A 26,604-nucleotide genomic window follows, 5' to 3' on the forward strand; every position below is an offset into this window, starting at 1 on the left:
CCTCGAGTGATTAACGGCGGAGGCCGAGACGTTCGATGAGGCTCTGATACCGAGCCAGGTCGCGGTCCTTGAGGTAACCAAGGAGGCGCTTGCGCTGGTTGACCAGCTTGAGCAGGCCACGACGCGAGTGGTGATCCTGCTTGTGTTCCTTGAAGTGGTCGGTCAGGTGATCGATGCGGGCGGACAGCAGGGCCACCTGGACTTCCGGCGAACCGGTGTCGTTCGGCACGCGGCCGTACTCAGCAATGATCTTGCCGGTCTGTTCTGCGGTAAGGGACATGTGTATCTCTTCCTTCGAAAATGCGGATGCGGAACTTGTGCAACGTCACCACCCGATGAGGTTGCACAAGCTCCGCCGGTTGAATGTAAAACGCTGGAACAAGCTAGCTATTGTAGCGAGGGCGGGCGTCCGGCAACAAGAGCGCCCAAAGGCGCCTCTTGGGCAGCTGTCCCGGGCGGCCCTGCCTCCGACTTACGGGACGCCGGACCGGCTGCCTCAGGGACCGGGCAGGTTGAAGCCGCGGACGATGCGGATGCGCCCGGACGAATCGGGCTCGACCAACGCCAGCAGGCGGCCATCGGGTGCGAAGGCGGCACTGCGGCCCAGGTCCAGGCGGCCTGGCCAGGGAATCTGCTGGCCCTGCGCCACGGCGAGCGCCTGGGACGCATCCAGCGCAAGAACCGGCAGGTCTGCCAGGCCGGCCGACAGTGGCAGCAATAGCCGGTCCAGTGCCGCCTCGCCTTGCCCTGCGGCCTGTTCCAGTTCCGCAAGGGTGATCATGGTCGGCTCGCGGAACGGCTCGACCCACATCCGGCGCAGCGAGGTCAGGTGCGCCCCGCAGCCGAGTCGCTCGCCAAGGTCCACCGCCAGGCTGCGGATGTAGGTACCCGAGCCGCATTCGACCATGAGCTTCAATCGGTCGCCCCCGTGCGCCAAAAGCTCCAGGCGGTGGATTTCGACCTCGCGGGGCGGCACGTCCACCGCTTCGCCGCGGCGGGCTTTCACATACAGCGGCTCGCCGCCCTGCTTGAGCGCCGAATACGCCGGCGGTACCTGCGTGATGCGCCCGCGCAGCGTGGCCAGGGCCTGTTCGATCATCGCCGCGTCCAACGCCGGCACCGGCCGCTTTTGGACGACTTCGCCTTCCAGGTCGGCCGTGGTCGTCGTGAGGCCCAGTCGGCATTCGGCCAGATACGCCTTGCGCGAGCCCAGCAACATACCGGCGATCTTGGTGCCTTCGCCGAAACACAACGGCAGCAGGCCGGTCGCCAGCGGATCGAGCGCCCCCGTGTGGCCGCCCTTGGCGGCGCGCAGCAACCGGCGCGCGGCCTGCAATGCCTGGTTGGAGCTCAGCCCCAGCGGCTTGTCGAGCAGCAGGATGCCGTGCAGGTCGCGAGATGGAGGGGCGGAGTCCCGGCGTGAACCCCGCCGATTACGACTCGCTTTCGCCATCGCTCTTTGGCTGGATGTCGCCCGAATCGCGCAGCAAACGCTCGATCCGCTCGCTCTTGTCGACCGAATCGTCGTACTTGAAGCGCAGCTCCGGCACGCGCCGCAGGCGCATGCTGCGCGAGAGCGTGCGACGGAACTCGATCGCCAGTTCGTTGAGCGCCTTGACTGCTTCCTTGGCGCGCTCCGCCTGCAAGGCAGTCACCCATACGGAGGCAAAGTCGAGGTCTCGGGTGACTTCGACGTCGGACACGCTGACCGAAGGCAACGCGTGGTCGCGCACGGCAGCGTGCACCAGCAGGCCAAGCTCACGGCGGAGCTCGGCGCCTACGCGGTCGGTGCGTTTGAAGTCGCGTGAGGGCATCAGAAACTCCGAAGAGGAAAACCCTTCTCCCCACGGGAAAAGGTGCCCCGAAGGGCGGATGAGGGTTTGGGCACGCGCGGAATCCAAGCAGTCACGAACCCTCACCCCAGCCCCTCTCCCGAGGGGAGAGGGGCTCGAGCAATTACAGCGTGCGGGCCACTTCGATGCGCTCGAAGCATTCGATCTGGTCGCCGACCTTGACGTCGTTGTACTGCTTCACGGCGATACCGCATTCCATGCCGTTGCGCACTTCGTCGACCAGTTCCTTGAAGCGCCGCAGCGATTCCAGTTCGCCCTGGAAGATCACCGTGTTGTCGCGCAGCACGCGGATCGGCTTGTTCCGCTTGACCGTGCCCTCGGTGATCATGCAGCCGGCCACCGCGCCGAACTTGGAGCTGCGGAAGACCTCGCGCACCTGTGCGATGCCGATGATTTCCTCGCGCACTTCCATGCCCAGCAGACCCGAAGCGGCCTGCTTCACCTGGTCGATCACGTCATAGATGATCGAGAAGTAGCGGACATCCAGGCCGGCAGTGTCGATCACCTTGCGGGCAGAGGCGTCGGCACGGACATTGAAGCCGATGACCAGCGCCTTCGACGCGGCCGCGAGCGTTGCGTCGGACTCGGTGATACCACCGACGCCGGCGGCAATGACGTTGACCTTCACGTTCTCGTTGCCGATCTGGCTGAGCGAGTCGCGCAGCGCCTGCACCGAACCCTGCACGTCGGCCTTGACCAGGATGTTGAGCGTCTGCTGCTCGTTGCCCTGGCCCATCTGCGCCATGATGTCCTCGAGGCGGTTGGCCTTGCTGACCATGCGCGTCTCGCGGCGCTTCTGCTGGCGCTCGGCCGCCACCTCGCGCGCCAGGCGCTCGTCAGCCACCACCACAAAGTCGTCGCCGGCTTCCGGCACGCCGGAGAGGCCCAGGACCTGCACCGGGATCGACGGACCGGCTTCCTGCACGGTCTTGCCGGTCTCGTCGACCAGCGCGCGCATGCGACCGTATTCCACGCCACAGACCACGAAGTCGCCACGCTTCAACGTACCCTGCTGCACCAGCACGGTGGCGACCGGACCGCGACCCTTGTCCAGGCTGGACTCGATCACCACGCCGGTAGCGGGGCCATCGTGCACGGCGGTGAGTTCCATCACCTCGGCCTGCACCGACACCGCGTCAAGCAGGTCATCGATACCCATGCCGGTCTTGGCCGACACGGGGATGAAGGGCGTGTCACCACCCCACTCTTCCGGGATGACTTCCAGGTTGCCCAGGCCCTGCTTGACGTGGTCCGGATTGGCGTCGGACTTGTCCATCTTGTTGAGCGCCACGATCAGCGGCACCTTGGCGGCGCGCGCGTGCTGCACGGCCTCGGCCGTCTGCGGCATGACGCCGTCGTCGGCGGCCACCACCAGCACCACGATGTCGGTGGACTGGGCGCCGCGGGCACGCATGGCGGTGAACGCCGCGTGGCCGGGGGTGTCGAGGAAGGTGATCACGCCCTTGGGCGTATCCACGTGATACGCGCCGATGTGCTGCGTGATGCCGCCGGCCTCGCCCGCCGCCACCTTCGTGCGACGGATGTAGTCCAGCAGCGAGGTCTTGCCGTGGTCGACGTGGCCCATGATGGTGACGACCGGCGGCCGCGCGGACTTCTCGCCCTCGAGCTCGGCATTCTGGGTATGCGCGGCCAGTGCGGCCTCGGCGTTGTTCTCGTTCGCCTCGACCGGGGTATGGCCGAGCTCCTCGACCACCAGCGTGGCGGTGTCGCGGTCGATGGTCTGGTTGATGGTGGCCATCACGCCCATCTTGAAGAGCGCCTTGACCACTTCCGAACCCTTGACCGCCATCTTCTGCGCCAGATCGGCGACGACGTTGGCCTCGCCAACCGCAACCTCGCGCACGACCGGTGCCGTCGGACGGGAGAACCCGTGCGGACCGGAAGCCGCGCCACTACCGCCCCGCGACACGTCCCTTCCACCCTTGCCCGGCTTGCCGCGCTTGCTGGAACGGCGCGCGCGATCGGCATCGGACAGGTGCAGTTCGCCGCCGGCGAAGCGCTTGCCCCCCGGGCCCTCGTCACGGTCACGACCGTAGCGGGTCTTGGCGCCGCGGCTGTCCGCCGGCGCGGGGGCCGGGGCCGGCGCGGGGGCCGGCGCTGCGACAACGACCTTCTTCTCGCGCTTACGCGGTTCGTGGATGCGCGGCACGATCATGCCGAACGCACTGTGATCGGTCACACCGGTGGACGATGCCGGTGCCGGTGCCGAAGCGGGAGCCTTTGCCGGTTCGGCCACGGGCGCCTCGGCGGCTTCGGCCACCGGCTCCTCTACCGCCTCGCTCGTCGCGGTGGCTGCTGCCTGCTCGGCGGCTACGCGCTGGGCCTCCTCGGCCTGGCGCTGCTGTTCTTCCTGCGCACGGAGGGCTTCTTCCTGGCGACGCTGTTCGGCCTCCAGGCGCTCACGCTCCTCGTGCTCGCGCTGCTGCTGCGACTCGGCCAGCTTGCGTGCGGCCTCCTCGCGCTCGGGCTCGGCACTGGCTTCCTCGGCGATCACGCTGCGCTTGACGTAGGTGCGCTTGGCGCGCACTTCCACGTTGACCGTCTTGGCGCTGCTGGCGGCACCGCGCCCGCCCGGCGTGGCAACCTTGAGCTCGCTGACCTTGCGGCGCTTGAGGGTGATCTGGCGCGGGGCGCTGTCCTCCACCTCGGCGGTGGCGTCGCTCTTGCCGTGCGTGCGGCGCAGGAAACCCAGCAGTTTCACCTTCTCGGTGCTGCTGATGACCTGCTCCGGATCGGAGAAATTCATGCCCGCCTCACCCAGCTGCCCGAGCAGCTTGGTGACCGGCATGCCCAGCACCTGGGCCAGTTGTTTGATCGTTACATCCGACATCGTGTTCTTTCTCCGCCGTTCCCGCGCTTATCGTCCGTGCGGCCCCAAGCCTGCACGTCCACCTCCATCCATGGTGGAAGACCCGCAGGTCCTCCTCGGCGCGCCCTTCCAAAGGCGCCGCCGTCCGCGGTTAGCCGCCCTTCTCCAGTCGCTCGATCATCGGTGCGCGGGCCGCCATGATCAATGCCGCGGCGCGCTCCTCGTCCATGCCCTCGATGTCGATCAGGTCGTCGACCGCAAGGTCGGCCAAGTCGTCCACCGTACTGATTTCACGTGCAGCCAACGCATAGGCGGTGGCTTCGTCCATGCCCGGCAGGCCGAGCAGTTCCTCGGTCGGCTCGGCAATGCCCTCTTCGACGGCCAGCGCCTCGGTGAGCAGCGCATCACGGGCGCGGGCGCGAAGCTCCTCGACGATATCTTCGTCGAAACCTTCGACAGCCAGCAGCTCGGCGCTGGGCACGTAGGCGATTTCCTCGACGCTGGAGAAGCCTTCCTGCACCAGGATGTTGGCGATCTCCTCGTCCACTTCCAGCTTGTCCATGAACAGCTGGCGCGCGGCCTGCTGTTCGGATTCGCTCTTGGCGGTGACCTGATCCTGGGTCATCACGTTGAGCTGCCAGCCGGTCAGCTTGCTGGCCAGGCGCACGTTCTGGCCACCGCGGCCGATCGCCTGGGACAGCTTGTCCTCGGCCACCGCGATGTCCATCGAGTGCTTTTCCTCGTCCATGATGATGGACTGCACTTCGGCCGGCGCCATCGCGTTGATCACGAACTGCGCCTGGTTGTCGTGCCACAGGATGATGTCGACGCGCTCGCCGTTGAGCTCGTTCGATACCGCCTGCACGCGCGAACCGCGCATGCCGATGCAGGCACCGATGGGATCGGTGCGCGCGTCGTGCGCGATCACCGCGATCTTGGCGCGGTCGCCCGGATCGCGGGCGCAGCCCTTGATCTCGACCAGGCCCTGGCCCACTTCCGGCACCTCGAGCTTGAACAGCTCGATCATGAATTCCGGCGCGGCGCGCGAAACGAACAGCTGCGGCCCGCGCACTTCCGAGCGCACCTCGTAGAGGTAGCCGCGCACGCGGTCGCCGACGCGCGCCGACTCGCGCGGAATGGTCCTGTCGCGCGGGATGAAGGCCTCGGCGTTGCCGCCCAGGTCCAGGTAGACGTTGCCGCGCTCGACGCGCTTGACGATGCCGGTGATCAGCTCGCCGATGCGATCCTTGTAGGCGTCGACCACCTGCTGGCGCTCGGCCTCGCGCACGCGCTGCACGATCACCTGCTTGGCGGCCTGCGCGGCGATGCGGCCGAATTCGGCGTTCTCGATCTGCTGCTCGATGTAGTCGCCGACCTGGGAATCGTCCTTTTCGTCCAGCGCGTCCATCAGGCGCAGCTGGTGGAACGGCGATTCCATCTCGCCGTCGTCGGCGATGACTTCCCAGCGGCGGAAGGTCTCGTAGTCGCCGCTCTGGCGGTCGATCGCCACGCGGATATCCGGATCCTCTTCCGGATAGCGCTTCTTCGCCGCCGAAGCCAGCGCGGCCTCCATCGCCTCGAAGATCACCTCGCGCGGCACGCCCTTTTCATTGGCGACCGCATCGACGACCAGCAACAGTTCTTTGCTCATTGCAGCAACCTCGGTATTTGTGCGTCCATCCATGGCCGCGAGGATCAAGAAGCGGCCTTCCATGGCCGCACTCTCAAATTTCTTCCGGCTTCGCTGGTGCTTATTCGCCGGTCTTCTTTGCAGATTTTTTGCCACCCGGCTTGGGCTGCGGCACGTAGCCGAGCGCTGCCCAGTCCGGCACCACCCGCGCGCTTTCCACGTCGGCGTGGTCGAATTCGAACGTCTTGCCCTCGGCCTCGAAGGTCAGCTTGTCGCCATCGACCGCGGCCAGCTTCCCGCGCAGGCGGCGGCGGCCCTCGATCGGCGCCTTGAGCAGCACCTTCACTTCCTGTCCGATGACCTTGCCGAACTGCGCCGCGGTGAACAGCGGGCGGTCGATCCCCGGCGAGGACACTTCGAGCACGTAATGACCCGGGATCGGATCGTCGACGTCCAGCATCGCCGACAGCTCGCGACTGGCCGCCTCGCAATCGTCCAGCGTGACCTCGCGACCCTCGGCGTGGTCCAGCACGTCCAGATAAACGCGCAGCGTACTCTGCCCCTGCGACGGGGAGAATTCCACACCGAGGCATTCCAGGCCCAGATCGGCCAGGACGTCGGTGAAGCGTTGTGCCAGTGCCTGTGTATCCATAGTCGTCGTTCGTGTGCTCCAGAAACAAAAAATGGGCGCATGCGGCCCATTCCTCCACCTCGACGATGTGCCGACTCGTCCAGGCTCTTTCCGGCAGCGCATCGGACACCTTAGCGTTACGAACACTGCGACGCATCCTTGCGCCCAACAAAAAAGCCTCACGAGGAGGCTTTCTTGTTCTAAGAAAGATCTGGTAGCGGGGGCAGGATTCGAACCTGCGACCTTCGGGTTATGAGCCCGACGAGCTGCCAGACTGCTCCACCCCGCATCAGAGTCCGCAAACTATAGCGGCATGGCCGATTTCTTGCAAGCTTTTTGACACCAATCACGGACAATTTTGTAGAAGCGCTCCTGTTCCGCGAACGGGTGCATGACGGTCGCGCACAGGGTGCGCTCCTATGACGATCAGCTGGCGAACGCCGCGCGGCACCAGCCCAGCAGCGGACCCCAGTACAGGCCCAGCGCCAGCAGCACCAATGCGTTGAGCGACAGCACCGTGCGCAGCACGCCGTCCGCCTGCGGGCGCACTTCCAGACCCTCGGCCGGCTTGTCGAAGTACATGACCTTGACCACGCGCAGGTAGTAGTACAGGCCGATGATGGCGAACACCACGCCGACGAGCGCCAGCCACATCATGCCCGCGTCGATCGCCGCCTTGAGCACCAGCAACTTGGCAAAGAAGCCGAACAGCGGCGGCACGCCCGCCAGCGAGAACATCGCCAGCATCATCAGGAACGCCATCCACGGCGAACGCTGGTTGAGGCCCTTGAAATCGTCGATCTCCTCGCACTCGAAACCGGCACGCGCCAGCGCCAGGATCACGCCGAAGGCCGCGGTGCTCATCAGCGCGTAGCAGATGGCGTAGAACATCGCCGCCGCGTAGCCCTCGGGACCGGCGTTGACCAGGCCCAGCAGCAGGAAGCCCATGTGCGAGATGGTCGAATAGGCCAGCAGGCGCTTCAAGTTGGTCTGCACGATGGCGACCAGGTTGCCGATCGCCAGCGAGACGACTGCCAGCACGGCCAGCATCATCTGCCACTGCCCCGCCATGCCGCCCATGCCCGACTCGAGCAGGCGATAGGCCATGCCGAAGGCGGCGATCTTCGAGGTCGAGGCGACGAACGTGGTGACCGAGGTCGGCGCGCCCTGGTAGACGTCCGGGATCCACATGTGGAACGGCGCCACGCCCAGCTTGAAGCTGATGCCGACGATCATGAAGATCAGGCCGAACACCATCAGGTTGGACATGCCCGCGTGCACCACCGCGCCGTGCAGCTGCGCCAGCGCCAGCGTGCCGGTGGCGCCGTAGACCATCGACATGCCGTACAGCAACATGCCCGAGGACAACGCACCCAGCACGAAGTACTTGATCGCTGCCTCGGAGGAAAGCTGCGAGTCGCGGTTGAGCGCCACCAGGCCGTACGAGCACAGCGTCAGCAGTTCCAGCCCCAGGTAGATCATCACCAGGTTGCCGGCCGACACCAGCAGCATGGCGCCGATGGTGGCGAAGATCATCAGCGTGTAGAACTCGCCCTGGAACAGCTTGCGGTCCTGCATGTACGGGCGCGAGAACACGAAGATCAGCCCCGTGCACAGCAGCGCGAAGACCTTGAGGATCTCGGCGGCCTGGTCGCGCACGAACATGCCGCCGAAGGCGGTCACCGCCACGTCCGGCTGGCCCGCCACCACCAGGTAGATGCCCACCAGCACAACCAGGATCGAAACCCAGTGCAGGATGTTGCGCTGCTCGGGCTTCATCCAGGCGTCCAGCAGCAACAGGAGGCACGCCGCCGCCACCAGATAGAACTCCGGCAGCATGATCATGATGTCGTTGAGATTCGGCATTAGCGTGTGATCCCGCTTAGATCTTGTGAACGGCGAGCTGCTGGACCAACTGGGACACCGAAGCGTCCATCAGGTGGATCAGCGGCTGCGGCCAGATGCCCAGCGCCAGCACGGCAAGGGCAAAAGCGGCCAGCACGAACGTCTCGCGGCCGTTGATTTCCTTCATCTCGCGCACGTGCGGGTTGGTGATGTCGCCCCACAGCACGCGCTTGACCATCCACAACGTGTAGGCCGCGCCGATGATCAGGGTGAAGGCTGCGAACAGCGCGATCCACGGGTTGGCGCTGAAGCTCGCCAGCACGACCATGAATTCGCCGACGAAGCCGCTGGTGCCCGGCAGGCCGGAGTTGGCCATGGCGAACAGCACGTAGAAAAAGCCGAACCACGGCATCACGTTGATCACGCCGCCGTAGTCCTTGATCTGGCGCGTGTGCAGGCGGTCGTACATCACGCCGATGCAGGAGAACATCGCGCCGGAAACGAAGCCGTGCGAGATCATCTGCACCATCGCGCCCTGCATGCCCAGCTTGGCGGCATCGAGGTTATTGGCGTCGCGCACCAGCATGAAGGCGATGAAGATGCCCAATGTCACGAAGCCCATGTGCGCCACGGACGAGTACGCCACCAGCTTCTTCATGTCGTCCTGCACCAGCGCCACGTAGCCGATGTAGACCACCGCGATCAGGCTGAGCACGATGATCAGCCAGGCGAAGTGCTCGGAGGCATCCGGCACGATCGGCAGCGTGAAGCGAAGGAAGCCGTATCCGCCGATCTTCAGCATCACCGCCGCCAGCACCACCGAGCCGCCGGTCGGTGCCTCCACGTGGGCGTCCGGCAGCCAGGTGTGTACCGGGACCATCGGCACCTTGACGGCGAACGCAATCAGGAAGGCGAAGAACAGCCAGGTCTGCTCCTTCATCGTCAGGGGCAGCATCGCCAGCGTGTGCAAGTCGAAGGTGCCTGCCTTCAGGTACAGGTAGATCAGCCCGATCAGCATGAAGATCGAGCCGAGGAACGTGTAGATGAAGAACTTGAGCGTGGCGTAGACGCGCCGCGGGCCACCCCAGATGCCGATCAGGATGAACATCGGGATCAGCATCGCCTCGAAGAACACGTAGAACAGCAAGGCGTCGGTGGCGCAGAACACGCCGATCATCAGGCCCTCGAGCACCAGCATGGCGGCCATGTACTGGTGCGGCTTGTCCTGGATTACCTCCCAGGCGCCGACGATGACAAGGATCGTGACGAAGGTGGTGAGCAGGATCAGCGCCACCGAAATGCCGTCCACGGCCAGGCCGTAGTGCACGCCGAGCGAGGCGATCCAGACGTGGCTTTCGGTCAGCTGCATGGCGCTGTCGGCCGCGTTGTAGGCCGGCAGCAGGAACAGGCTGGCCACGAAGGCCAGCACCGCCACCAGCAGCGAGATCCAGCGCGCCAGGCCCGGTCGGGCCGAGCCGGCCAGCAGCACCGGGATCGCGCCGACGATGGGGAGCCAGATCAGCAGGCTGAGCAAGTGATTGAACATGGAGCGTGCTTCCTTATTGCCCGATCTGCCCGGACCCGAAGACCCAGAACCCGCCCAGCAGCAGGATCAGGCCGAGAATCATCGCGAAGGCGTAGTGGTAGAGGTAACCCGATTGCAGGCGACGCACGCCGCCGGCAATGCGCTGCACCAGCCCGGCCGAGCCGTTGACCATCGCGCCGTCGATCACTGCCGCGTCGCCCGCCTTCCAGAACAGCCGGCCGAGCGCCACGCCACCGCGGGCGAAGATCGCGAAGTAGACGTCGTCGACCCAGTATTTGCGGTCCAGCACGGTCCACAGCGGCTTGAGGACGTTCTTGATCTTGCCAGCCATGGCCGGGTTGAACAGGTAGATGTACGTCGTGATCACGAAGGCCAGCGCGACCAGCGCGAACGGCCAGCTGGCGAACCCATGCAGCGCCATGGCCGCCGCGCCATGGAACTCGTGACCGAGTTCGCCGAGCACGTTGTTGGCCTCTTCCACGTGGATGGCCTGGCCGAACCAGTCGCCGAACAGCATCGGGCCGATCGTGAAAAAGCCCACTAACAGCGACGGGATCGCCAGCAGGATCAGCGGCAGCGTCACCACCCAGGGCGACTCGTGCGGCGCATGTTCCAGCTCACCCGGCTTGTGTGCGTGATGTGGATCGTCCGAAGGCGCGTGGTGTTCGTCGGCGTGGCCGTCGTGGGCATGCGCGTCGCTGTGGACGGCGTGCGCATCATGCGCATGGCCGTGATGGCCCACCACCACGAAGCGTTCCTTGCCGTGGAAGGTCAGGTACATCTGGCGGAAGGTGTACAGCGCGGTGACGAATGCGCCGATCAGCACGCACACGTAGGCGTAGCCCGAACCCCAGCGATGCGACTCGCCAACCGCCTCGATGATGGCGTCCTTGGAGTAGAAGCCCGAGGTGAACGGGATCGCCACCAGCGCCAGTGAACCGATCCACATGGTGATCCACGTGATCGGCATGTACTTGCGCAGGCCGCCCATGTAGCGCATGTCCTGCTCGTGGTGCATCGCGATGATCACCGAGCCGGCACCAAGGAACAGCAGCGCCTTGAAGAAGGCATGGGTCATCAGGTGGAACACCGCGCCGGCATAGGCCGAGACGCCCAGCGCCACGGTCATGTAACCCAGCTGCGACAGCGTGGAATACGCCACGACCCGCTTGATGTCGTTCTGCACGATGCCGATCAGGCCGGTGAACAGGGCGCCGGTGGCGCCAATCACCATCACGAAGCTGAGCGCGCCCTCGGACAGCTCGAAGAACGGCGACATGCGCGCGACCATGAAGATGCCCGCGGTCACCATCGTCGCCGCGTGGATCAGCGCGGAGATCGGGGTCGGGCCTTCCATCGAATCGGGCAGCCACACGTGCAGCGGCACCTGGGCGGACTTGCCCATCGCGCCCACGAACAGCAGCACGCAGATCACCGTGGCCGCATCCCAATGGGTGTTGGCGGTCACCGCCAGCGTCTTGCCGATCAGGCTGGGCGCACTGGCGAACGCCGTGGCGTAGTCGAGCGTGCCCAGGAAGTACAGCACCGCGGCAATGCCCAGCAGAAAGCCGAAGTCGCCCACGCGGTTGACCAGGAACGCCTTCAGGTTGGCGAAGATCGCGGTCGGGCGCTTGTACCAGAAGCCGATCAGCAGGTAGGACACCAGGCCCACGCCTTCCCAGCCGAAGAACAGCTGCATGAAGTTGTTGCTCATCACGAGCATCAACATCGCGAAGGTGAACAACGAGATGTAGCTGAAGAAACGCTGGTAGCCCGGGTCGTCGGCCATGTAGCCGATGGTGTAGACGTGTACGAGCAGCGACACGAAGGTCACCACCACCATCATCATGGCGGTGAGGCGGTCGACCATGAAGCCGACGCTGACGTGCAGGCGGCCGATCTCGAACCAGGTGTAGATGTCCTGGTTGTAGGACGGCGCACCGCCGGCGGTGATCTGGTAGAGCACGTAGAACGACAGCACGCAGGAGATCAGCAGACCGAGGATGGTCACGCTGTGCGCGCCGGCACGGCCGATCTGCTTGCCGAGGAAGCCGGCAAGCAGGCAACCCACCAGCGGCGCCAGCGCAATGATCAGCAGGATGGAGGTCGAAAGTTGCATCGGCTCAGCCCTTCATCGAGTCGATTTCGGCGACATTGACCGTGCTGCGGTTGCGGAACAGCAGCACCAGGATCGCCAGGCCGATCGCGGACTCGGCGGCCGCGACGGTAAGGATGAAGAACACGAACACCTGGCCGCCCACGTCGCCAAGGAAGCGCGAGAACGCCACGAAGTTCATGTTCACCGCAAGCAGCATCAGCTCGATCGCCATCAGCAGCACGATCACGTTCTTGCGGTTGATGAACAGGCCGGCCACGGCGATGCAGAACAGCACCGCGCCCAGCACGATGAAATGCGACAGGGTGATCATTGCAGCGGCTCCTGCGAGGCGGTCGGTTCATCCGGGCGCGAGGGCGCCATCTTGACCACGCGGATACGGTCACGCGGATTGACGCGCACCTGCTCGCTAGCGGACTCGTGCTTCTTGTCGCCGCGCTGGCGCAAGGTCAGCGCCACGGCCACCACCACGCCCACGGTCAGGATCAGTGCGGCAATCTCGAACGGCAGCAGGTACTGGGTGTACAGCGCCCCGCCCAGCCAGGCGGTGTTGGACAGGCCCGCGGCGGCGGCCGGGTCGGCACCCATCACGTGCGCGTGCATCGCGCGCACGCCGATCAGCGCCAGCATCTCCGCCAGCATGACCAACGCGACGATGATGCCCACTGGCAGGTAGCGGATGAAGCCTTCGCGCACCTGCTCCATCTTGATGTCGAGCATCATCACGACGAACAGGAACAGCACCATCACCGCACCCACGTACACCACGATCAGCGCGATGGCCAGGAACTCGGCCTCGGCCAGCAGCCAGATGCAGGCGGTGCTGAAGAAGGCCAGCACCAGCGAGAGCACCGCGTGCACCGAGTTCTTCAGGCTGATCACCGCCAGTGCGGCGCCCACGGTGACGGCGGCGAAGCCGTAGAAACAGATCAGTTGGAGCAGATTGGTATCGATCATGTCGGTGGCCTTTAGCGGTACGCGGCGTCTTGCGCGCGGGCCGCGGCGATTTCCGGCTCGAAGCGGTCGCCGATGGCGAGCAGCTGCGCCTTGGTTACCACGTTCTGGCCACGCTGTTCGAAGTGGTACTCCATCACCGAGGTTTCGACGATGGAGTCGACCGGGCAGCTCTCTTCGCAGAAGCCGCAGAAGATGCACTTGAACAGGTCGATGTCGTAACGCGTGGTGCGGCGCTGGCCGTCGCTTTCACGCGGGGCCGAGTCGATGGTGATCGCCAGCGCCGGGCACACCGCCTCGCACAGCTTGCAGGCGATGCAGCGCTCTTCGCCGTTGGCGTAGCGGCGCAGCGCGTGCAGGCCGCGGAAGCGGTTCGACCGAGGGATGTGTTCCATCGGAAAGCGTACGGTGTACTTGGGCTTGAACATGTAGCGCAGGGTCAGCGCCATGCCCTTGAGCAGCTCGATGAGCAGCAGGCTCTTGAAGTAGTCGGTAATGCGGTTCATGGAATGCCTTATGCCCCCGTGCCGACCAGAACTAAGCCGAAGTACTTCATGCAGCCGGCCACGAGGACCCACACGATCGTGATGGGAATGAACACCTTCCAGCCCAGCCGCATGATCTGGTCGTAGCGGTAGCGCGGGAACGTCGCGCGGAACCACAGGAACAGGAAGGACATCAGGAAGGCCTTGATCAGCAGCCAGATGACGCTGCCGGTCCAGATCCAGTTGACCCACGGCGAGACGTCCGCCGTGACCCAGCCCTGCAGCGGGCTGAGCCAGCCCCCCAGGAAGAAGATCGAGGCGAGGAAGCTCACCAGGATCATGTTGGCGTACTCGGCCAGGAAGAAGATCGCGAAGGCCGAGCCCGAATACTCCACGTGGAAGCCCGCGACGATTTCCGATTCACCCTCGGCCACGTCGAACGGCGCGCGGTTGGTCTCGGCCACGCCGGAGATGAAGTAGACGATGAACACCGGCAGCAGCGGCAGCCAGAACCAGTCGAACAGGCCCTTGCCGCCCGCCTGCGCGTGCACGATGTCGGTCAGGTTTAACGAGCCGGCCAGCACCAGCACGCAGACCAGCGACAAGCCCATGGCGAGCTCGTAGGAAATCACCTGCGCAGCCGAGCGCATGGCACCGAGGAGCGCGTAGCGCGAGTTGGACGCCCAGCCGGCCAGGATGATGCCGTACACGCCCAGCGAGGTCATCGCCAGCAGATACAAGAGGCCCGCGTTGACGTTGGCCAGCACCATCCGGTCGTCGAACGGCACCACCGCCCACGCGGCGAACGCCGGCACCAGTGCCAGCAGCGGCGCGAGGTAATAGAGGAAGCGGTTGGCGCTGGAGGGAAGAATCACTTCCTTGATCAGCAGCTTCACCACGTCTGCGAACGCCTGCAGGATGCCGAACGGGCCGATCTTGTTCGGTCCCATGCGCACGTGCATCCAGCCAATGACCTTGCGCTCCCAGTACACGAACATGGCCACCGCCAGGATCAGCGGCACCGCGATGCACAGGATGTAGACGACCGGCCAGACCAGCTCGTTGAGGAGTTGTTCGCCCATGGGTTACGCCTTGCTCAAGGTGATGGCCGCGCCATAAGGCGGCAGCGTGGCGGTCAGGTCGTGTGCGGCCTCGATCCATACCGCACCGTCGGGCACGGACGCGTCGATCGCCACCGGCAGCAGCGCGTCGGCGATGCGTACCTGCGCGCCGGCGGTCAGGCCTTGATGCATGGCGTCGTTGGCGTTCATGCGCACGGCGGCCGGCCGGTTGATCGGATGCGCGTTGAGCGCGGTGGCGCGGCGCAGCACGGCGTCGCCGCGGTAGATCGGCCAGGTCGCCAGACGCACCAGGCCGCCTGCCCCAGCCTGGCGCGGGGCCAGGGACGTGGCGTGCGACGGCACCGGACGTTCGGTGATGCCCTCGCGCAGGCCGGCAAGGTCGTCGAACTCGAAGCCACCCAGTTGCAGCATGCCGCCGAGCGCGCGCAGTACCTTCCAGCCCGCGCGCGCCTCGCCGGGCGCCTTGGCGCCGGCCAGCGCGCTCTGCGCCAGGCCGTCCACGTTGACCAGCGTACCGTCGGTTTCCGGCAGCAGCGCGATCGGCAGGATGACGTTGGCCACCTCGCGCAGCGCGTCACTGGCGTAGGCGCTGAACGCCACCACCGCCTGTGCCCCGCACAGCGCCGCCAGCGCCTTGGCGCCGTCGGCGAAGTCGTGCGGCGGCTCGACGCCGTAGAGCACGTAGCCCTTGCGCGGCTGGGCGAGCATCGCCTGCGCATCGAGGCCGCCGTTGCCCGGCAGCACGCCGCCCTGCCCCAGGCCCAGCGCGTTGGCGCCGACCGGGAGTTCGTTGTAGCCGGCGCCGGTCGCCTGGGCGATGAAGCGCGCCACGGCACGCAGCCACGAGGCCTGCGGGTGCGTGGCTGCCGCCTCACCGAGGATCACCACCGCCTTGCCCGCCTTGAGCACGGCGATCGCCTCGCGGTCGCCCTCGTCGTGCCGGGCACCGTTGATGGCGTCGGCCAGCGCGGCTGGCGCGGCGGCACCGCCGGCGACCGCGGCCTTGGCCAGCGCCAGCAGCGCGTCGACCAATGCGGCCGGTGACACGATCGCCTCGCCGGCCAGCGCGTAGTTGAAGCCGAAGCGGGCCGGGTTGACCGTGTACACCTTGGCGCCGCGCTTGACCGCCTGGTGCAGGCGATGGTTGAGCAGCGGCATTTCGTAGCGCAGGTCCGAACCCACCAGCAGTGCGCCGGTGACCTGGCTGACTTCGGCGACCGGGACTTCGAAGCGGGCCGCGACCGGGCGGTCGGACAGGTCCAGCTGGCGCAGGCGATGGTCGACGTGCGCGCTGCCCAGCCCGCGGGCCAGGCGCACCAGCAGGTCGCCTTCCTCGTTGGTGGTGGCAGGCGAGGCCAGGATGCCCATGTCGCTGCCCGGCACGGACTTCAGCGCCTCGGCAGCGACCGACAGCGCCTCTTCCCAGCTGGCTTGCTGCCACTGGCCGTTGCGCTTGATCTGCGGCGCGTGCACGCGGTCGGCGGCGTACAGGCCCTGGTAACTGAAGCGGTCACGGTCGGACAGCCAGCACTCGTTGACCGCCTCGTTATCGCGCGGCACGGTGCGCAGCACTTCGCCGCGGCGCGTGTGCAGCCACAGGTTGGAGCCCAGCGCATCGTGGTAGGCGATCGACGGACGCGCGATCAGCTCCCAGGCGCGCGCCTGGAACTGGAACGGCTTGTTGGTCAGCGCGCCGACCGGGCAGACGTCGATGATGTTGCCCGAGAGCTCGGTCTCGACGGTCTTGCCGATGTACGTACCGATCTGCAGATTCTCGCCGCGGTTCATGCCGCCGAGCTCGTAGGTGCCGGCGATCTCGCTGGTAAAGCGCACGCAGCGCGTGCACTGGATGCAGCGGGTCATCTCGGTGGCGACCAACGGCCCGATGTTCTCGTCGGCGATGGTGCGCTTGCGCTCGGTGTAGCGCGACACGCTGCGGCCGTAGCCCAGCGCCACGTCCTGCAGCTCGCACTCGCCGCCCTGGTCGCAGATCGGGCAGTCCAGCGGGTGGTTGATCAGAAGGAATTCCATCACGTCCTTCTGGAACTTCAGCGCCTTGTCCGAGCGCGTCATCACCTTCATGCCTTCGGCCACCGGGGTGGCGCAGGCCGGCTGCGGCTTGGGCATCAGCTTGCCGCCCATCTCCACGTCGACCAGGCACATCCGGCAGTTGGCGGCGATCGGGAGCTTGCGGTGGTAGCAGAAACGCGGGATCGACACGCCGATCGCATCGGCGGCCTCGATGATCATCGCGCCCTTGCGGATCTGCGTGGGCTTGCCGTCGACCTCGATATTGATCAGGTCCGGCGCGGTGGTGGTCGGCTGCGCGCTCATCAGGCGGCGACTCCAAGCTTGTCGTCGGTCATCGAGCGACCGTGCTCGACGAAGTATTCGAACTCGTTCCAGAAATGGTGCAGGAAGCCCTGCACCGGCCAGGCGGCGGCTTCGCCGAAGGCGCAGATGGTGTGACCCTCGATCTGGCCGGCCACGGCCTTGAGACGATGCAGGTCGTCCTCGGTGCCCTTGCCCGCGACGATGCGGTCGAGCACGCGATACATCCAGCCGGTGCCTTCGCGGCACGGCGTGCACTGGCCGCAGGACTCGGCCATGTAGAAGCGCGAGATGCGGTGGCAGGCGCGCACCATGCAGGTGGTGTCGTCCATCACGATGACGGCGCCCGAGCCCAGACCCGAACCGGCCTTCTGCAGACTGTCGTAGTCCATCGTGCACTCGAGCATGGTCGCGGCCGGCAGCACCTTCATCGAGGAGCCGCCCGGGATCACCGCCTTCAACTGGTGGCCATTGCGCACGCCGCCGGCCATCGCCAGCAGGTCCTTGAACGGCGTACCAAGGCGGATCTCGAAGTTGCCCGGGTTGTTCACGTGGCCGGAGACCGAGAAGATCTTTGGGCCACCGTTGTTGGGCTTGCCGAGGTTCAGGAACCAGTCGGCGCCGTTGCGCAGGATCGCCGGCACCGACGCATAGGTCTCGGTGTTGTTGATCGTGGTCGGCTTGCCGTACAGACCGAAGTTCGCCGGGAACGGCGGTTTGAAGCGCGGCTGGCCCTTCTTGCCTTCCAGCGACTCCATCAGCGCGGTTTCTTCGCCGCAGATGTAGGCGCCGGCGCCGAGCGCCGTGTAGATGTCCACGTCGATGCCGCTGCCGCCGACGTTCTTGCCCAGCAGGCCGGCCGCGTAGGCTTCCTTCAGCGCCGCCTCGAAATGCTCGTACGGCTCGTGGTGGAACTCACCGCGCAGGTAGTTGTAGGCGACGGTCGAGCCGGTGCAGTAGCAGGCGATCGCCAGGCCTTCGATGACCGCGTGCGGGTTGTAGCGCAGGATGTCGCGGTCCTTGGCCGTGCCGGGCTCGGATTCGTCCGAGTTGCAGAGGATGTACTTCTGCATCGTGCCCTTGGGCATGAACGACCACTTCAGGCCCGTCGGAAAGCCCGCGCCGCCGCGGCCGCGCAGGCTCGACTTCTTGACCTCGTCGATCAAGCTGGCGGGATCGGGCTTCTCGGCGAGAATCTTGCGCCACGCCTTGTAGCCGTCGACCTTCTCGTAGCTGTCCATCGACCACGGCGTGTCGAAGTGCAGCGTGGTGTAGACGACCTGGTGGTCTTGCGGTGCGGGTCCGACCGGACCGTTGCTGCTAGCCATTGCCCTGCCTCACTCCAGACCGTCGAGAATTTCGTCGAGCTTCTCGGGCGTGAGCCGCTCGTGGTAGTGACCATTGACCGTCATCGCAGGTGCGTACACGCAGGCGGCGATGCATTCCTCTTCGCGCTTGAGATAGACGCGGCCGTCCGGCGTGCTCTCGCCGAGCTTCACGCCCAGCTTCTTCTCGCAATGACGCACCAGCCCTTCGGCACCGTTGAGCCAGCACGAAATGTTGGTGCAAATGGCCACGTTGTTGCGCCCGACCGGCTTGGTCTCGAGCATCGAATAGAAGCTCGCCACCTCGTAGCCCCACACGGCCGGCAGGTCGAGATATTTGGTTACCGCCACGATCAGGTCGTCCGTCAGGAACCCCTGGTTCTGCTCCTGCGCGGCGAACAACGCCTGGATCAGCGCCGAGCGCTTGCGGTCGGCCGGGAACTTGGCGACCCATTCGTCGATGTGGTGGCGGGTGTGCTCGCTCAGCACGACGAGCGGATCGACGTGCTTGACCTGCTCGTAATTTCCGGTGGCCTTCATGGGAATCTCCTCGGTGCCGGCTTAGCGGTCGACTTCGCCGAACACGAGATCGTAGGTGCCGATCATCGCCACCACGTCGGCCAGCATGTGGCCGCTGACGGTGGCGTCCATCGACGAGAGGTGGGCGAAGCCCGGCGCGCGCAGGTGCACGCGGAAGGGCTTGTTGGCGCCGTCGGAGACCAGGTAGCAGCCGAACTCGCCTTTGGGCGCCTCGACCGCGCAATAGGTCTCGCCGGCGGGCACGCCGTAGCCCTCGGTGAACAATTTGAAGTGATGGATGAGCGCTTCCATGCTCTCCTTCATTTCGGCGCGCGAAGGCGGCGCCACCTTGAAGTTCGTCACCATCACCGGACCGGGGTTGGCACGCAGCCAGTCGACGCATTGCTTGATGATGCGGTTGGACTGGCGCATCTCTTCCACGCGCACCAGGTAGCGGTCGTAGCAGTCGCCGTTGACGCCGACCGGAATGTCGAAATCCATCTCGGCGTACTTGGCGTAGGGCTGCTTCTTGCGCAGGTCCCACTCCACGCCCGAACCGCGGATCATCGCGCCGGTCATGCCCCACGCCTTGGCCATCTCCGGGCTGATCACGCCGATGCCGACGGTGCGCTGCTTCCAGATGCGGTTGGTGGTAAGCAGGTCTTCGTACTCGTCCACACGCGATGGGAAGATGCGCGTGAACTCCTCGATGAAGTCCAGCATCGAACCTTCGCGCGCCGAGTTGATGCGCTTCAGGTCCGCGCCCTTGTGCCAGGGCGATTCCTTGTACTGCGGCATGCGGTCCGGCAGGTCGCGGTAGACGCCACCCGGGCGGTAGTAGGTCGCGTGCATACGCGCGCCCGAGACCGCCTCGTAGACGTCCATCAGTTCCTCGCGCTCGCGGAACGCGTACAGGAACACCGCCATCGCGCCCAGGTCGAGCGCGTTGGAGCCGATCCACATCAGGTGGTTCAGGATGCGGGTGATCTCGTCGAACATCGTGCGGATGTACTGCGCACGCTCCGGCGCCTCGATCCCCAGCAGGGTTTCGATGGCGCGCACGTAGGCGTGCTCGTTGCACATCATCGACACGTAGTCCAGGCGATCCATGTAGCCGATCGACTGGTTGAACGGCTTGGACTCGGCCAGCTTCTCGGTACCGCGATGGAGCAGGCCCACGTGCGGGTCGGCGCGCACCACGGTCTCGCCATCCATCTCCAGCACCAGGCGCAGCACGCCGTGCGCGGCCGGATGCTGCGGGCCGAAGTTCATCGTGTAGTTGCGGATTTCCTGCATGTCAGTTGTTCCGCCAGTCGTCGGCGGCCTCGGCTTTGGCCTGGACAAGATCGGCATCGTCGCGGATCACTCGCGGCACCAGCACGCGCGGCTCGATGGTCACCGGCTGGTAGACCACGCGCTGCTGCTCGGCGTCGTAGCGCACCTCGACGTTGCCGATCAGCGGGAAGTCCTTGCGGAACGGGTGGCCGACGAAGCCGTAATCGGTGAGGATGCGACGCAGGTCCGGATGGCCATCAAAGATGATGCCGAACAGGTCGAACGCCTCGCGCTCGAACCAGTTGGCGACCGGCCAGATGCCGGTCAGCGAGGGCACCATCGGCAGCGCGTCGTCCTCGCAGAACACGCGCAGGCGCAAGCGGCGGTTGTGGGTGAGCGAAAGCAGGTGCACCACGGCTGCGAAACGGCGAGGCATGTTGGCGTCGCGCGGACGCTCGGCCCAGTTGAAGCGGCCCATCGCCTGGCCTTCGACGCCGCGCGAGAAGCCGGTGGCGGTGACCGTCTCGGTGGCCCACTCGTCCAGGCCGTAACCGAGGTAGTCGACGCCGCAGACGTCGATCAGCTGCTCGAAGTGGAACTCCGGCTCGTCGCGCAGCGCGGTGGCGACGCTCAGCAGGTCGGCAGCCGCCAGTTCGGCAGTGGTTTCGCCGCCGCGGGCGGGCAGCAGCGCGAGGGTGTCGCCGAACCGTGCCGCGAGGCGTGCGGCCAGCGAAGTGTTCTGGATATCGGTCATGGCTTGTGCCTTAGCCGCGGGCGATCGTGCTGGTGCGGCGGATCTTCTTCTGCAGCTGCAGGATGCCGTGGATGAGCGCCTCGGCCGTCGGCGGGCAGCCGGGCACGTAGATGTCCACCGGCACGATGCGATCGCAGCCGCGCACCACCGAATACGAGTAGTGGTAGTAGCCGCCGCCGTTGGCACAGCTGCCCATCGAGATCACCCACTTCGGATCGGGCATCTGGTCGTACACGCGGCGCAGCGCGGGTGCCATCTTGTTGACCAGGGTGCCGGCCACGATCATGACGTCGGACTGGCGCGGGCTCGGACGGAAGATCACGCCGTAACGGTCCAGGTCCAGGCGCGCGGCGCCGGCGTGCATCATCTCGACCGCGCAGCACGCCAGACCGAAGGTCATCGGCCACATCGAGCCGGTGCGCGCCCAGTTCATCAGCGCGTCGACCGAGGTGGTGGCGAAGCCGCGCTGCACGACGGGGTTGTCCTCGGCCGGACGCAGGATGTCGTCGACCAGGTTCAGCGGTTCCGGGTTGTGCATCACCCGGTCGATGGAAGACATCACTCCCATTCCAGTGCTCCCTTCTTCCACACGTAGGCGAACCCGACCACCAGCAGCAGCAGGAACAGCGCCATTTCGATCAACGCGACGATGCCGATGTGCTGGAACACCACCGCCCACGGGAACAGGAAGGCGATTTCCAGGTCGAAAATGATGAACAGGATCGCCAGCAGGTAATAGCGGACGTCGAAGCGCATGCGCGCGTCTTCGAAAGCCTCGAAGCCGCACTCGTAGGGCGCGAGCTTGATCGCTGCGGGACGGCGCGGGCCGGCAAGCATGCCGATGATCAGCAGCACCACGCCGAGGCCGGCGGCAACGCCGATGAACAGCAGGATGGGCCAGTATTGAGCAAGCACGATGCAACGTACCTCCGCACCCTTCGGGCGCATCAGTGACCGCCACGATGGCGATCCGGCTGGTTCGATTCGGCAGGCCGCGCACGGCAGGGGCTGTCCGGCCACGATCGCACGCGTGGGGGCCGCGAGCGCCCGATTTCCACGAAATCCCTTCGTGTAACCGCCGCATTGTATCAGCGCGTGCGGGGACTACGCCAAGTATTGCGGACGCGACAGTTATTGGTTAATGCGAGCCCGTTCTCGCAGATCGCGGGTGAGCGCGCGGCGAATGCACGGCCGGAGCGCGCGTCCCGGCGAAAGGGGCGTCACATGGTGTGGGTCGGACGCTCGGAGGCGAGCACGCCGGCGAGGATGTTCTCGATGCGCTGACGCGCCGACTCGGCATCGCCGGATTCGTTGAAGTGCACGCCGATGCCGGCGGTGCGGTTACCCTGCGCGCCGAGCGGGCTGATCCAGGCGACCTTGCCCACGACCGAAAGGCGCTCGGTTTCATCCATCAGCGTGATCAGCAGCACCACCTCGTCGCCCAGCGCATAACGTTGCGCTGTCGGCGCGAACAGACCGCCGTTCTTCAGGAACGGCATGTACGCGCTGTACAGCGACGCGGCGTCCTTGATCTTCAGCGAGATGATGCCCTGGCGGGCGGCGGTGGGGGTCATGCTGGGCTCCGGAGCGAACAGGCCGGTTTCGGCCGGCGCCCGAGCATCGTAGCGAGCGTGATGGGCCGGCGCAAAGCGGCCCATCACGTAGCGTGGGCTGCGGCCCACCAGGCCACATGGTCGCGAAAGAGCCGGTGGGCTGAAGCCCACCCTACGCACGCCGTAGCCACTACAGCTCGCACCATCCCCAGCGGTCGAAAATCCACGGCGATGGCACGTCCATGTCCAGCCGCGCGAAGCACGGCGCCGTCGGCACTTCGGCCAGGCGCCAGCGGCCCTGCCCGTCGTGCCGCAGCGGTGCGTCCGGCCAGGACCAGTGGCGTACGCCGTCGGGACTGGCGATGGTCAGACGCAGCCGCGAGCGCCAGGCCCCGGGGTGCCAGGGTAGCGCACCGGCCTCGCGGTCGGCCGGAGGCCGGGCGACACGGTCGTAGCGCTCGGGGCGATCGGTGAGCCGACGCATGCGGCCTGCGCTCAAGGCCATCTGGCTGCCATGGGCCGTCAACGCGGCGAGTTTGGCTGCGTGGCGCTCGGCGGCGGTGGGCAACGCGATGTCGGGCGCCGCCTCCTCGCGACCGTGCACCAGGTAACTGAGCAGCAGCGGCGGCTCGGCATCCCAGTCCGCCAGCGCAAGCCGCATCAGGACGTGCGCACTGCCGTGGTCCGGGTGACGATCGGACAGCGCCGGCAGGGCGACGACGTTCGGGCGGAAGCCGACCAGTTCCTCGACCAGGCGTGCGCGTGCCATTGAGGCGTCCTCGCGCACCAGCGTGGTGAGTCCCATGTCCGGCCAGCCCATCGCGTGCAGCGCCTCGAACGGCACGTCGAGCCGGCGCAGCGCCTCGGCGACCTCGCCGCGGCGACGCCTGCCCCAGCGCGCACGCTCGGCATCGCCGATGCGCAGGCGGCGTTCCAGCCAGCGTTGCGGCCAGGGATTGTCGTCGCCGTCGGTGAGCAGCAGCACGCGTACTTCGCCGCCCGCCGCACGCACGAGTTGCAGCAGTTCGCCGGTGCCGATGGTTTCGTCGTCGGGATGCGGCGCCACCACCAGCAGGCGGGTCCGCGCGTCGGGGCTGTACAGCTCCGGGCTCAACGGCATGTCGTGGCGCCTCCCGCGCCAGGGTGTGGGGAACGCCGGGCCCGGAAGCCGCTGGCGATCGTTGCGCGCAGCTTGCGGCAGCGCGCGTTCGCACTACGTGTAGCGTGAGGCAGGCGACCGGAACGACCCTCGGGCCTTCGGGTCAGTGCCAGCCGGCGAGCAACTCTAGCAGCAGCAGGTCGCCGCGCAGCGGGCCTCGCAAGGCGTCGCGCGTGCGGTTGGCAACGGCGAACCAGTCGGCCAGCGCCTCGGCATCGAGCTGGCTGCCCAGCGGCGCCGCGCCGCCGGTCGCGCGGGCACGCGCTTCGTCGACCGCGGCCTGCGCGGCGAACCACAGGCACTGCTCCGGCTCGGCATCCAGCCAGCGGCGGGCCACCTCCATCGGCTCGGCGCGGCCGGCCGCCAGCGCGGCCAGGTCCTTGCGCACCGCCTGCCTGCGCGCCAACGCGCCCTGGTCCGCCCAGGCCTGCGCCAGCCCAGGATTGCCGCCGGCCGCCTCCAGCGCTGCGGCTGAATCGGCAACACCCTCTGCGGTGAGCCAGTCCATTGCCTCGGCCGGCTGGGGCAACTGGAACTCGATCCGCTGACAGCGGCTGCGGATGGTCTGTGGCAACCGCCAGGGGGCATCGGCGACCAGCAGCAACAAGGTCTGCGGCGAGGGCTCCTCCAGCGTCTTGAGCAGGGCGTTGGCGGCGGCCGTGTTCATGGCATCGGCCGGATCGATCACCACCACCTGCCAGCCACCAAACTGGCTGGACATCGCCAGCCGTGCGGAGAGCTCGCGGATCTGCTCGACCACGATTTCCTTGCGCTGCACACCGTCCTTGCGCAGGCCGAAGCTGATGGTGACGAAATCCGGATGGGTGCCGGCGCCCAGCAACAGGCAGGCACGGCACTGGCCGCAGGCTTCGCCCTCGCGCGGGCGCTCGCACAGCAGGCCACGCACGAACCGCTGCAGGAAGGCACGCTTGCCCAGCCCCGCCGGACCGCACAGCAGCAGCGCGTGCGGCAGTGCTTCACGCGCCAGGCGCGATTGCAGTCGTTGCCAGTGCGCCTCGTGCCAGGGCGGTGCCGTCATGCCGCGTCCTCCGCGAACAGCGGCGCGAGCGCCGCGATAGCCGCCCGCAACACGGCATCGGCCGGTTGGCCGGCATCGATCACGCGGAAACGGTCCGGTTCCGCCGCGGCCCGCGCGCGATAGCTGGCACGCACGCGCTCGAAGAACGCGTCGGCCTCGGTCTCGATGCGGTCTGCCTCGCCCCGCCCTGCGGCGCGCGCACGGCCGGTCGCCACCGGCAGGTCGAGCAGCAGCGTCAGGTCCGGTGCCATGCCGGCGCAGGCCCAGCGTTCCAGTTCGGCAATGCGCTCCTGCGGCTGGCCACGCCCGCCGCCCTGGTAGGCATAGCTGGCGTCGACGTAGCGGTCGCACAACACCCACTGCCCGGCGTCCAGGGCCGGTGCAATCGTCTCGCGCACCAGTTGGGCACGCGAGGCGAACATCAGCAGCAGCTCGGTCTCGGCGGCCATGCCGCTTGCCTGGGGATCGAGCACGAGCGCGCGGACCGCCTCACCCACCGCAGTGCCGCCCGGTTCGCGGGTCTGCACCAGGTCGATGCCCTGCCCCGCGATGTAGTCGCGCAATCCGGCCAGCAAGGTGCTCTTGCCGGCGCCTTCGCCGCCTTCGAGCGAAATGAAACGTCCGCGCCGTGACTCAATCATGGCAACGCTTCAGCTGGTAGCAGGCGACGTTGCGGTTGTGCTCGGCCAGCGAGCTGGCGAACACGTGGCTGCCATCGCCCCTGGCGACGAAGTACAACGCCTTGCCCGGCGCCGGATGCAGCGCCGCCTGGATCGCCGGTCGTCCGGGCAAGGCGATCGGTGTGGGCGGCAGGCCCGCATGCAGATAGGTGTTGTAGGGCGTATCGGCCAGCAGGTCGCTGCGGCGGATGTTGCCGGCGTACGCCTCGCCCATGCCGTAGATCACCGCCGGGTCGGTCTGCAGCAGCATGTGGTTTTCCAGCCGGCGCACGAACACGCCGGCGATCTTCGAGCGCTCATCCGCGCGCCCGGTTTCCTTCTCCACGATGGACGCCAGGATCAGCGCCTCGTAAGGCGTGGCCAGCGGCAGACCCTTGTCGCGTCCGGGCCAGAGTTCGGCCAGCGTCCTGGCCATGGCCTGGTGCGCGCGCTTGAGGATGTCCAGGTCGCCGTCACCCTTCACGTAGGCGTAGGTCTCGGGCAGGAAGCGTCCTTCCGGCTTCTCGCCAGGCGCACCGATGCGGCGCATGAGTTCCGCATCGTCCAGAACCGCATCGTCGTGGCGCAAGGTGGGCACCTTCGCCAGCGCATCGCGCAACTGGCGGAAAGTCCAGCCGTCGACGATGGTGAAGTCGCGCTGCAGGACGCGCCCGGCGGCCATGGCATCGAGCAGCTGGCCGGGCGTGGTGCCCGGGTCGAGCGCGTACTCGCCCGCATGCAACCGGTCGGCGACCCGCATGCGTTCGGCCAGCACGCGCCAGTACAGCGACGGTGCATGGGTGAGGTTGCGCCCACGCAGCTGCGCCACGATGCCGCGCAGGCTGCTGCCGCGCTCCACATCGAGCGTCTGACGCTGCGGCCCGACCGTGAGCGGCGTGCGGCTGAACCGCTCGAAGTCGTACCAGCCGGCCACCAGCGCGGTCAGGATGACGAGCAGAACCAGCCATCCCAAGATCCGCCAGGCCGCCCGCCCCTTTCTTTTCTTGCGCCCCATGGC

General features: G+C 66.7%; 25 protein-coding genes and 1 tRNA gene. All 26 read right to left on the bottom strand.

What is annotated here, in order from left to right:
• Positions 1-10 precede the first annotated feature (10 nt).
• The 26 genes from rpsO to mltG all read right to left on the bottom strand — a co-directional run bounded on the left by rpsO (position 11) and on the right by mltG (position 26,601).
• Positions 11-280, bottom strand: coding sequence for a 30S ribosomal protein S15 (gene rpsO, locus ACFWZ3_RS11675; protein WP_439701830.1), 270 nt, complete (start codon positions 278-280; stop codon positions 11-13).
• Positions 281-496: 216 nt separating this feature from the next.
• Complete coding sequence (gene truB / locus ACFWZ3_RS11680) at positions 497-1,453, bottom strand: tRNA pseudouridine(55) synthase TruB (protein ID WP_439707905.1); 957 nt, start codon at positions 1,451-1,453, stop codon at positions 497-499.
• On the bottom strand, positions 1,434-1,814 hold the full coding sequence (gene rbfA / locus ACFWZ3_RS11685) for a 30S ribosome-binding factor RbfA (RefSeq protein ID WP_439707906.1): 381 nt from the start codon (positions 1,812-1,814) through the stop codon (positions 1,434-1,436). The genes truB and rbfA overlap by 20 nt, the downstream gene beginning before the upstream one ends.
• A gap of 142 nt (positions 1,815-1,956) precedes the next feature.
• A complete protein-coding gene (infB, locus tag ACFWZ3_RS11690; protein ID WP_439707907.1) occupies positions 1,957-4,704 on the bottom strand; it encodes a translation initiation factor IF-2 in 2,748 nt (915 codons plus the stop codon).
• 130 nt (positions 4,705-4,834) lie between these two features.
• On the bottom strand, positions 4,835-6,334 hold the full coding sequence (gene nusA / locus ACFWZ3_RS11695) for a transcription termination factor NusA (protein WP_439707908.1): 1,500 nt from the start codon (positions 6,332-6,334) through the stop codon (positions 4,835-4,837).
• Positions 6,335-6,434: 100 nt separating this feature from the next.
• Entirely contained in the window at positions 6,435-6,965 is a 531-nt protein-coding gene (gene rimP, locus ACFWZ3_RS11700) for a ribosome maturation factor RimP (RefSeq protein ID WP_439707909.1), read from the bottom strand.
• A gap of 191 nt (positions 6,966-7,156) precedes the next feature.
• Positions 7,157-7,233, bottom strand: a tRNA-Met gene (locus ACFWZ3_RS11705).
• Positions 7,234-7,370: 137 nt separating this feature from the next.
• Complete coding sequence (nuoN, locus tag ACFWZ3_RS11710) at positions 7,371-8,810, bottom strand: NADH-quinone oxidoreductase subunit NuoN (RefSeq protein ID WP_439707910.1); 1,440 nt, start codon at positions 8,808-8,810, stop codon at positions 7,371-7,373.
• A gap of 16 nt (positions 8,811-8,826) precedes the next feature.
• Complete coding sequence (locus tag ACFWZ3_RS11715; RefSeq protein WP_439707911.1) at positions 8,827-10,335, bottom strand: NADH-quinone oxidoreductase subunit M; 1,509 nt, start codon at positions 10,333-10,335, stop codon at positions 8,827-8,829.
• A 13-nt stretch (positions 10,336-10,348) separates the two neighbouring features.
• A complete protein-coding gene (gene nuoL, locus ACFWZ3_RS11720; RefSeq protein ID WP_439707912.1) occupies positions 10,349-12,454 on the bottom strand; it encodes an NADH-quinone oxidoreductase subunit L in 2,106 nt (701 codons plus the stop codon).
• A 4-nt stretch (positions 12,455-12,458) separates the two neighbouring features.
• Complete coding sequence (nuoK, locus tag ACFWZ3_RS11725; protein ID WP_209614757.1) at positions 12,459-12,764, bottom strand: NADH-quinone oxidoreductase subunit NuoK; 306 nt, start codon at positions 12,762-12,764, stop codon at positions 12,459-12,461.
• Positions 12,761-13,408 (bottom strand): NADH-quinone oxidoreductase subunit J, encoded by a 648-nt coding sequence (locus ACFWZ3_RS11730; RefSeq protein WP_439707913.1) that lies wholly within the window; start codon positions 13,406-13,408, stop codon positions 12,761-12,763. The genes nuoK and ACFWZ3_RS11730 overlap by 4 nt, the downstream gene beginning before the upstream one ends.
• Positions 13,409-13,419: 11 nt before the next feature.
• On the bottom strand, positions 13,420-13,911 hold the full coding sequence (gene nuoI, locus ACFWZ3_RS11735) for an NADH-quinone oxidoreductase subunit NuoI (RefSeq protein ID WP_439707914.1): 492 nt from the start codon (positions 13,909-13,911) through the stop codon (positions 13,420-13,422).
• 8 nt (positions 13,912-13,919) lie between these two features.
• The gene (gene nuoH / locus ACFWZ3_RS11740; RefSeq protein ID WP_439707915.1) at positions 13,920-14,972 is read right to left on the bottom strand and encodes an NADH-quinone oxidoreductase subunit NuoH; all 1,053 of its coding nucleotides are present in this window, start codon (positions 14,970-14,972) and stop codon (positions 13,920-13,922) included.
• A gap of 3 nt (positions 14,973-14,975) precedes the next feature.
• Positions 14,976-17,306: an NADH-quinone oxidoreductase subunit NuoG gene (nuoG, locus tag ACFWZ3_RS11745; protein ID WP_439707916.1), complete on the bottom strand. Its 2,331-nt coding sequence runs from the start codon at positions 17,304-17,306 to the stop codon at positions 14,976-14,978.
• On the bottom strand, positions 17,306-18,631 hold the full coding sequence (gene nuoF, locus ACFWZ3_RS11750; RefSeq protein ID WP_439707917.1) for an NADH-quinone oxidoreductase subunit NuoF: 1,326 nt from the start codon (positions 18,629-18,631) through the stop codon (positions 17,306-17,308). Before nuoF ends, nuoG begins: the two co-directional genes overlap by 1 nt.
• 9 nt (positions 18,632-18,640) lie before the next feature.
• Positions 18,641-19,168 carry an NADH-quinone oxidoreductase subunit NuoE gene (nuoE, locus tag ACFWZ3_RS11755; protein ID WP_231320566.1) on the bottom strand — a complete coding sequence of 176 codons (528 nt, stop codon included), beginning with the start codon at positions 19,166-19,168 and terminating at the stop codon, positions 18,641-18,643.
• Between the two features lie 21 nt (positions 19,169-19,189).
• Positions 19,190-20,443, bottom strand: coding sequence for an NADH-quinone oxidoreductase subunit D (locus ACFWZ3_RS11760; RefSeq protein WP_439707918.1), 1,254 nt, complete (start codon positions 20,441-20,443; stop codon positions 19,190-19,192).
• Position 20,444: 1 nt separating this feature from the next.
• The gene (locus ACFWZ3_RS11765) at positions 20,445-21,176 is read right to left on the bottom strand and encodes an NADH-quinone oxidoreductase subunit C (RefSeq protein ID WP_439707919.1); all 732 of its coding nucleotides are present in this window, start codon (positions 21,174-21,176) and stop codon (positions 20,445-20,447) included.
• Positions 21,177-21,186: 10 nt separating this feature from the next.
• Positions 21,187-21,744 (bottom strand): NuoB/complex I 20 kDa subunit family protein, encoded by a 558-nt coding sequence (locus tag ACFWZ3_RS11770; protein ID WP_231349022.1) that lies wholly within the window; start codon positions 21,742-21,744, stop codon positions 21,187-21,189.
• Positions 21,735-22,091: an NADH-quinone oxidoreductase subunit A gene (locus tag ACFWZ3_RS11775; RefSeq protein ID WP_439701847.1), complete on the bottom strand. Its 357-nt coding sequence runs from the start codon at positions 22,089-22,091 to the stop codon at positions 21,735-21,737. The genes ACFWZ3_RS11770 and ACFWZ3_RS11775 overlap by 10 nt, the downstream gene beginning before the upstream one ends.
• Positions 22,092-22,396: 305 nt before the next feature.
• Complete coding sequence (locus ACFWZ3_RS11780) at positions 22,397-22,750, bottom strand: PilZ domain-containing protein (protein WP_439707920.1); 354 nt, start codon at positions 22,748-22,750, stop codon at positions 22,397-22,399.
• A gap of 169 nt (positions 22,751-22,919) precedes the next feature.
• The gene (locus ACFWZ3_RS11785) at positions 22,920-23,849 is read right to left on the bottom strand and encodes a PIG-L deacetylase family protein (RefSeq protein WP_439707921.1); all 930 of its coding nucleotides are present in this window, start codon (positions 23,847-23,849) and stop codon (positions 22,920-22,922) included.
• A 142-nt stretch (positions 23,850-23,991) separates the two neighbouring features.
• Entirely contained in the window at positions 23,992-24,927 is a 936-nt protein-coding gene (holB, locus tag ACFWZ3_RS11790) for a DNA polymerase III subunit delta' (protein WP_439707922.1), read from the bottom strand.
• On the bottom strand, positions 24,924-25,568 hold the full coding sequence (gene tmk, locus ACFWZ3_RS11795; RefSeq protein ID WP_439707923.1) for a dTMP kinase: 645 nt from the start codon (positions 25,566-25,568) through the stop codon (positions 24,924-24,926). Before tmk ends, holB begins: the two co-directional genes overlap by 4 nt.
• Positions 25,561-26,601: an endolytic transglycosylase MltG gene (gene mltG, locus ACFWZ3_RS11800; protein ID WP_439707924.1), complete on the bottom strand. Its 1,041-nt coding sequence runs from the start codon at positions 26,599-26,601 to the stop codon at positions 25,561-25,563. The genes tmk and mltG overlap by 8 nt, the downstream gene beginning before the upstream one ends.
• Between the last annotated feature and the right edge of the window lie 3 nt (positions 26,602-26,604).

Source organism: Frateuria sp. GZRR35 (genome assembly GCF_051900415.1).
Taxonomy (GTDB): domain Bacteria; phylum Pseudomonadota; class Gammaproteobacteria; order Xanthomonadales; family Rhodanobacteraceae; genus Frateuria_A.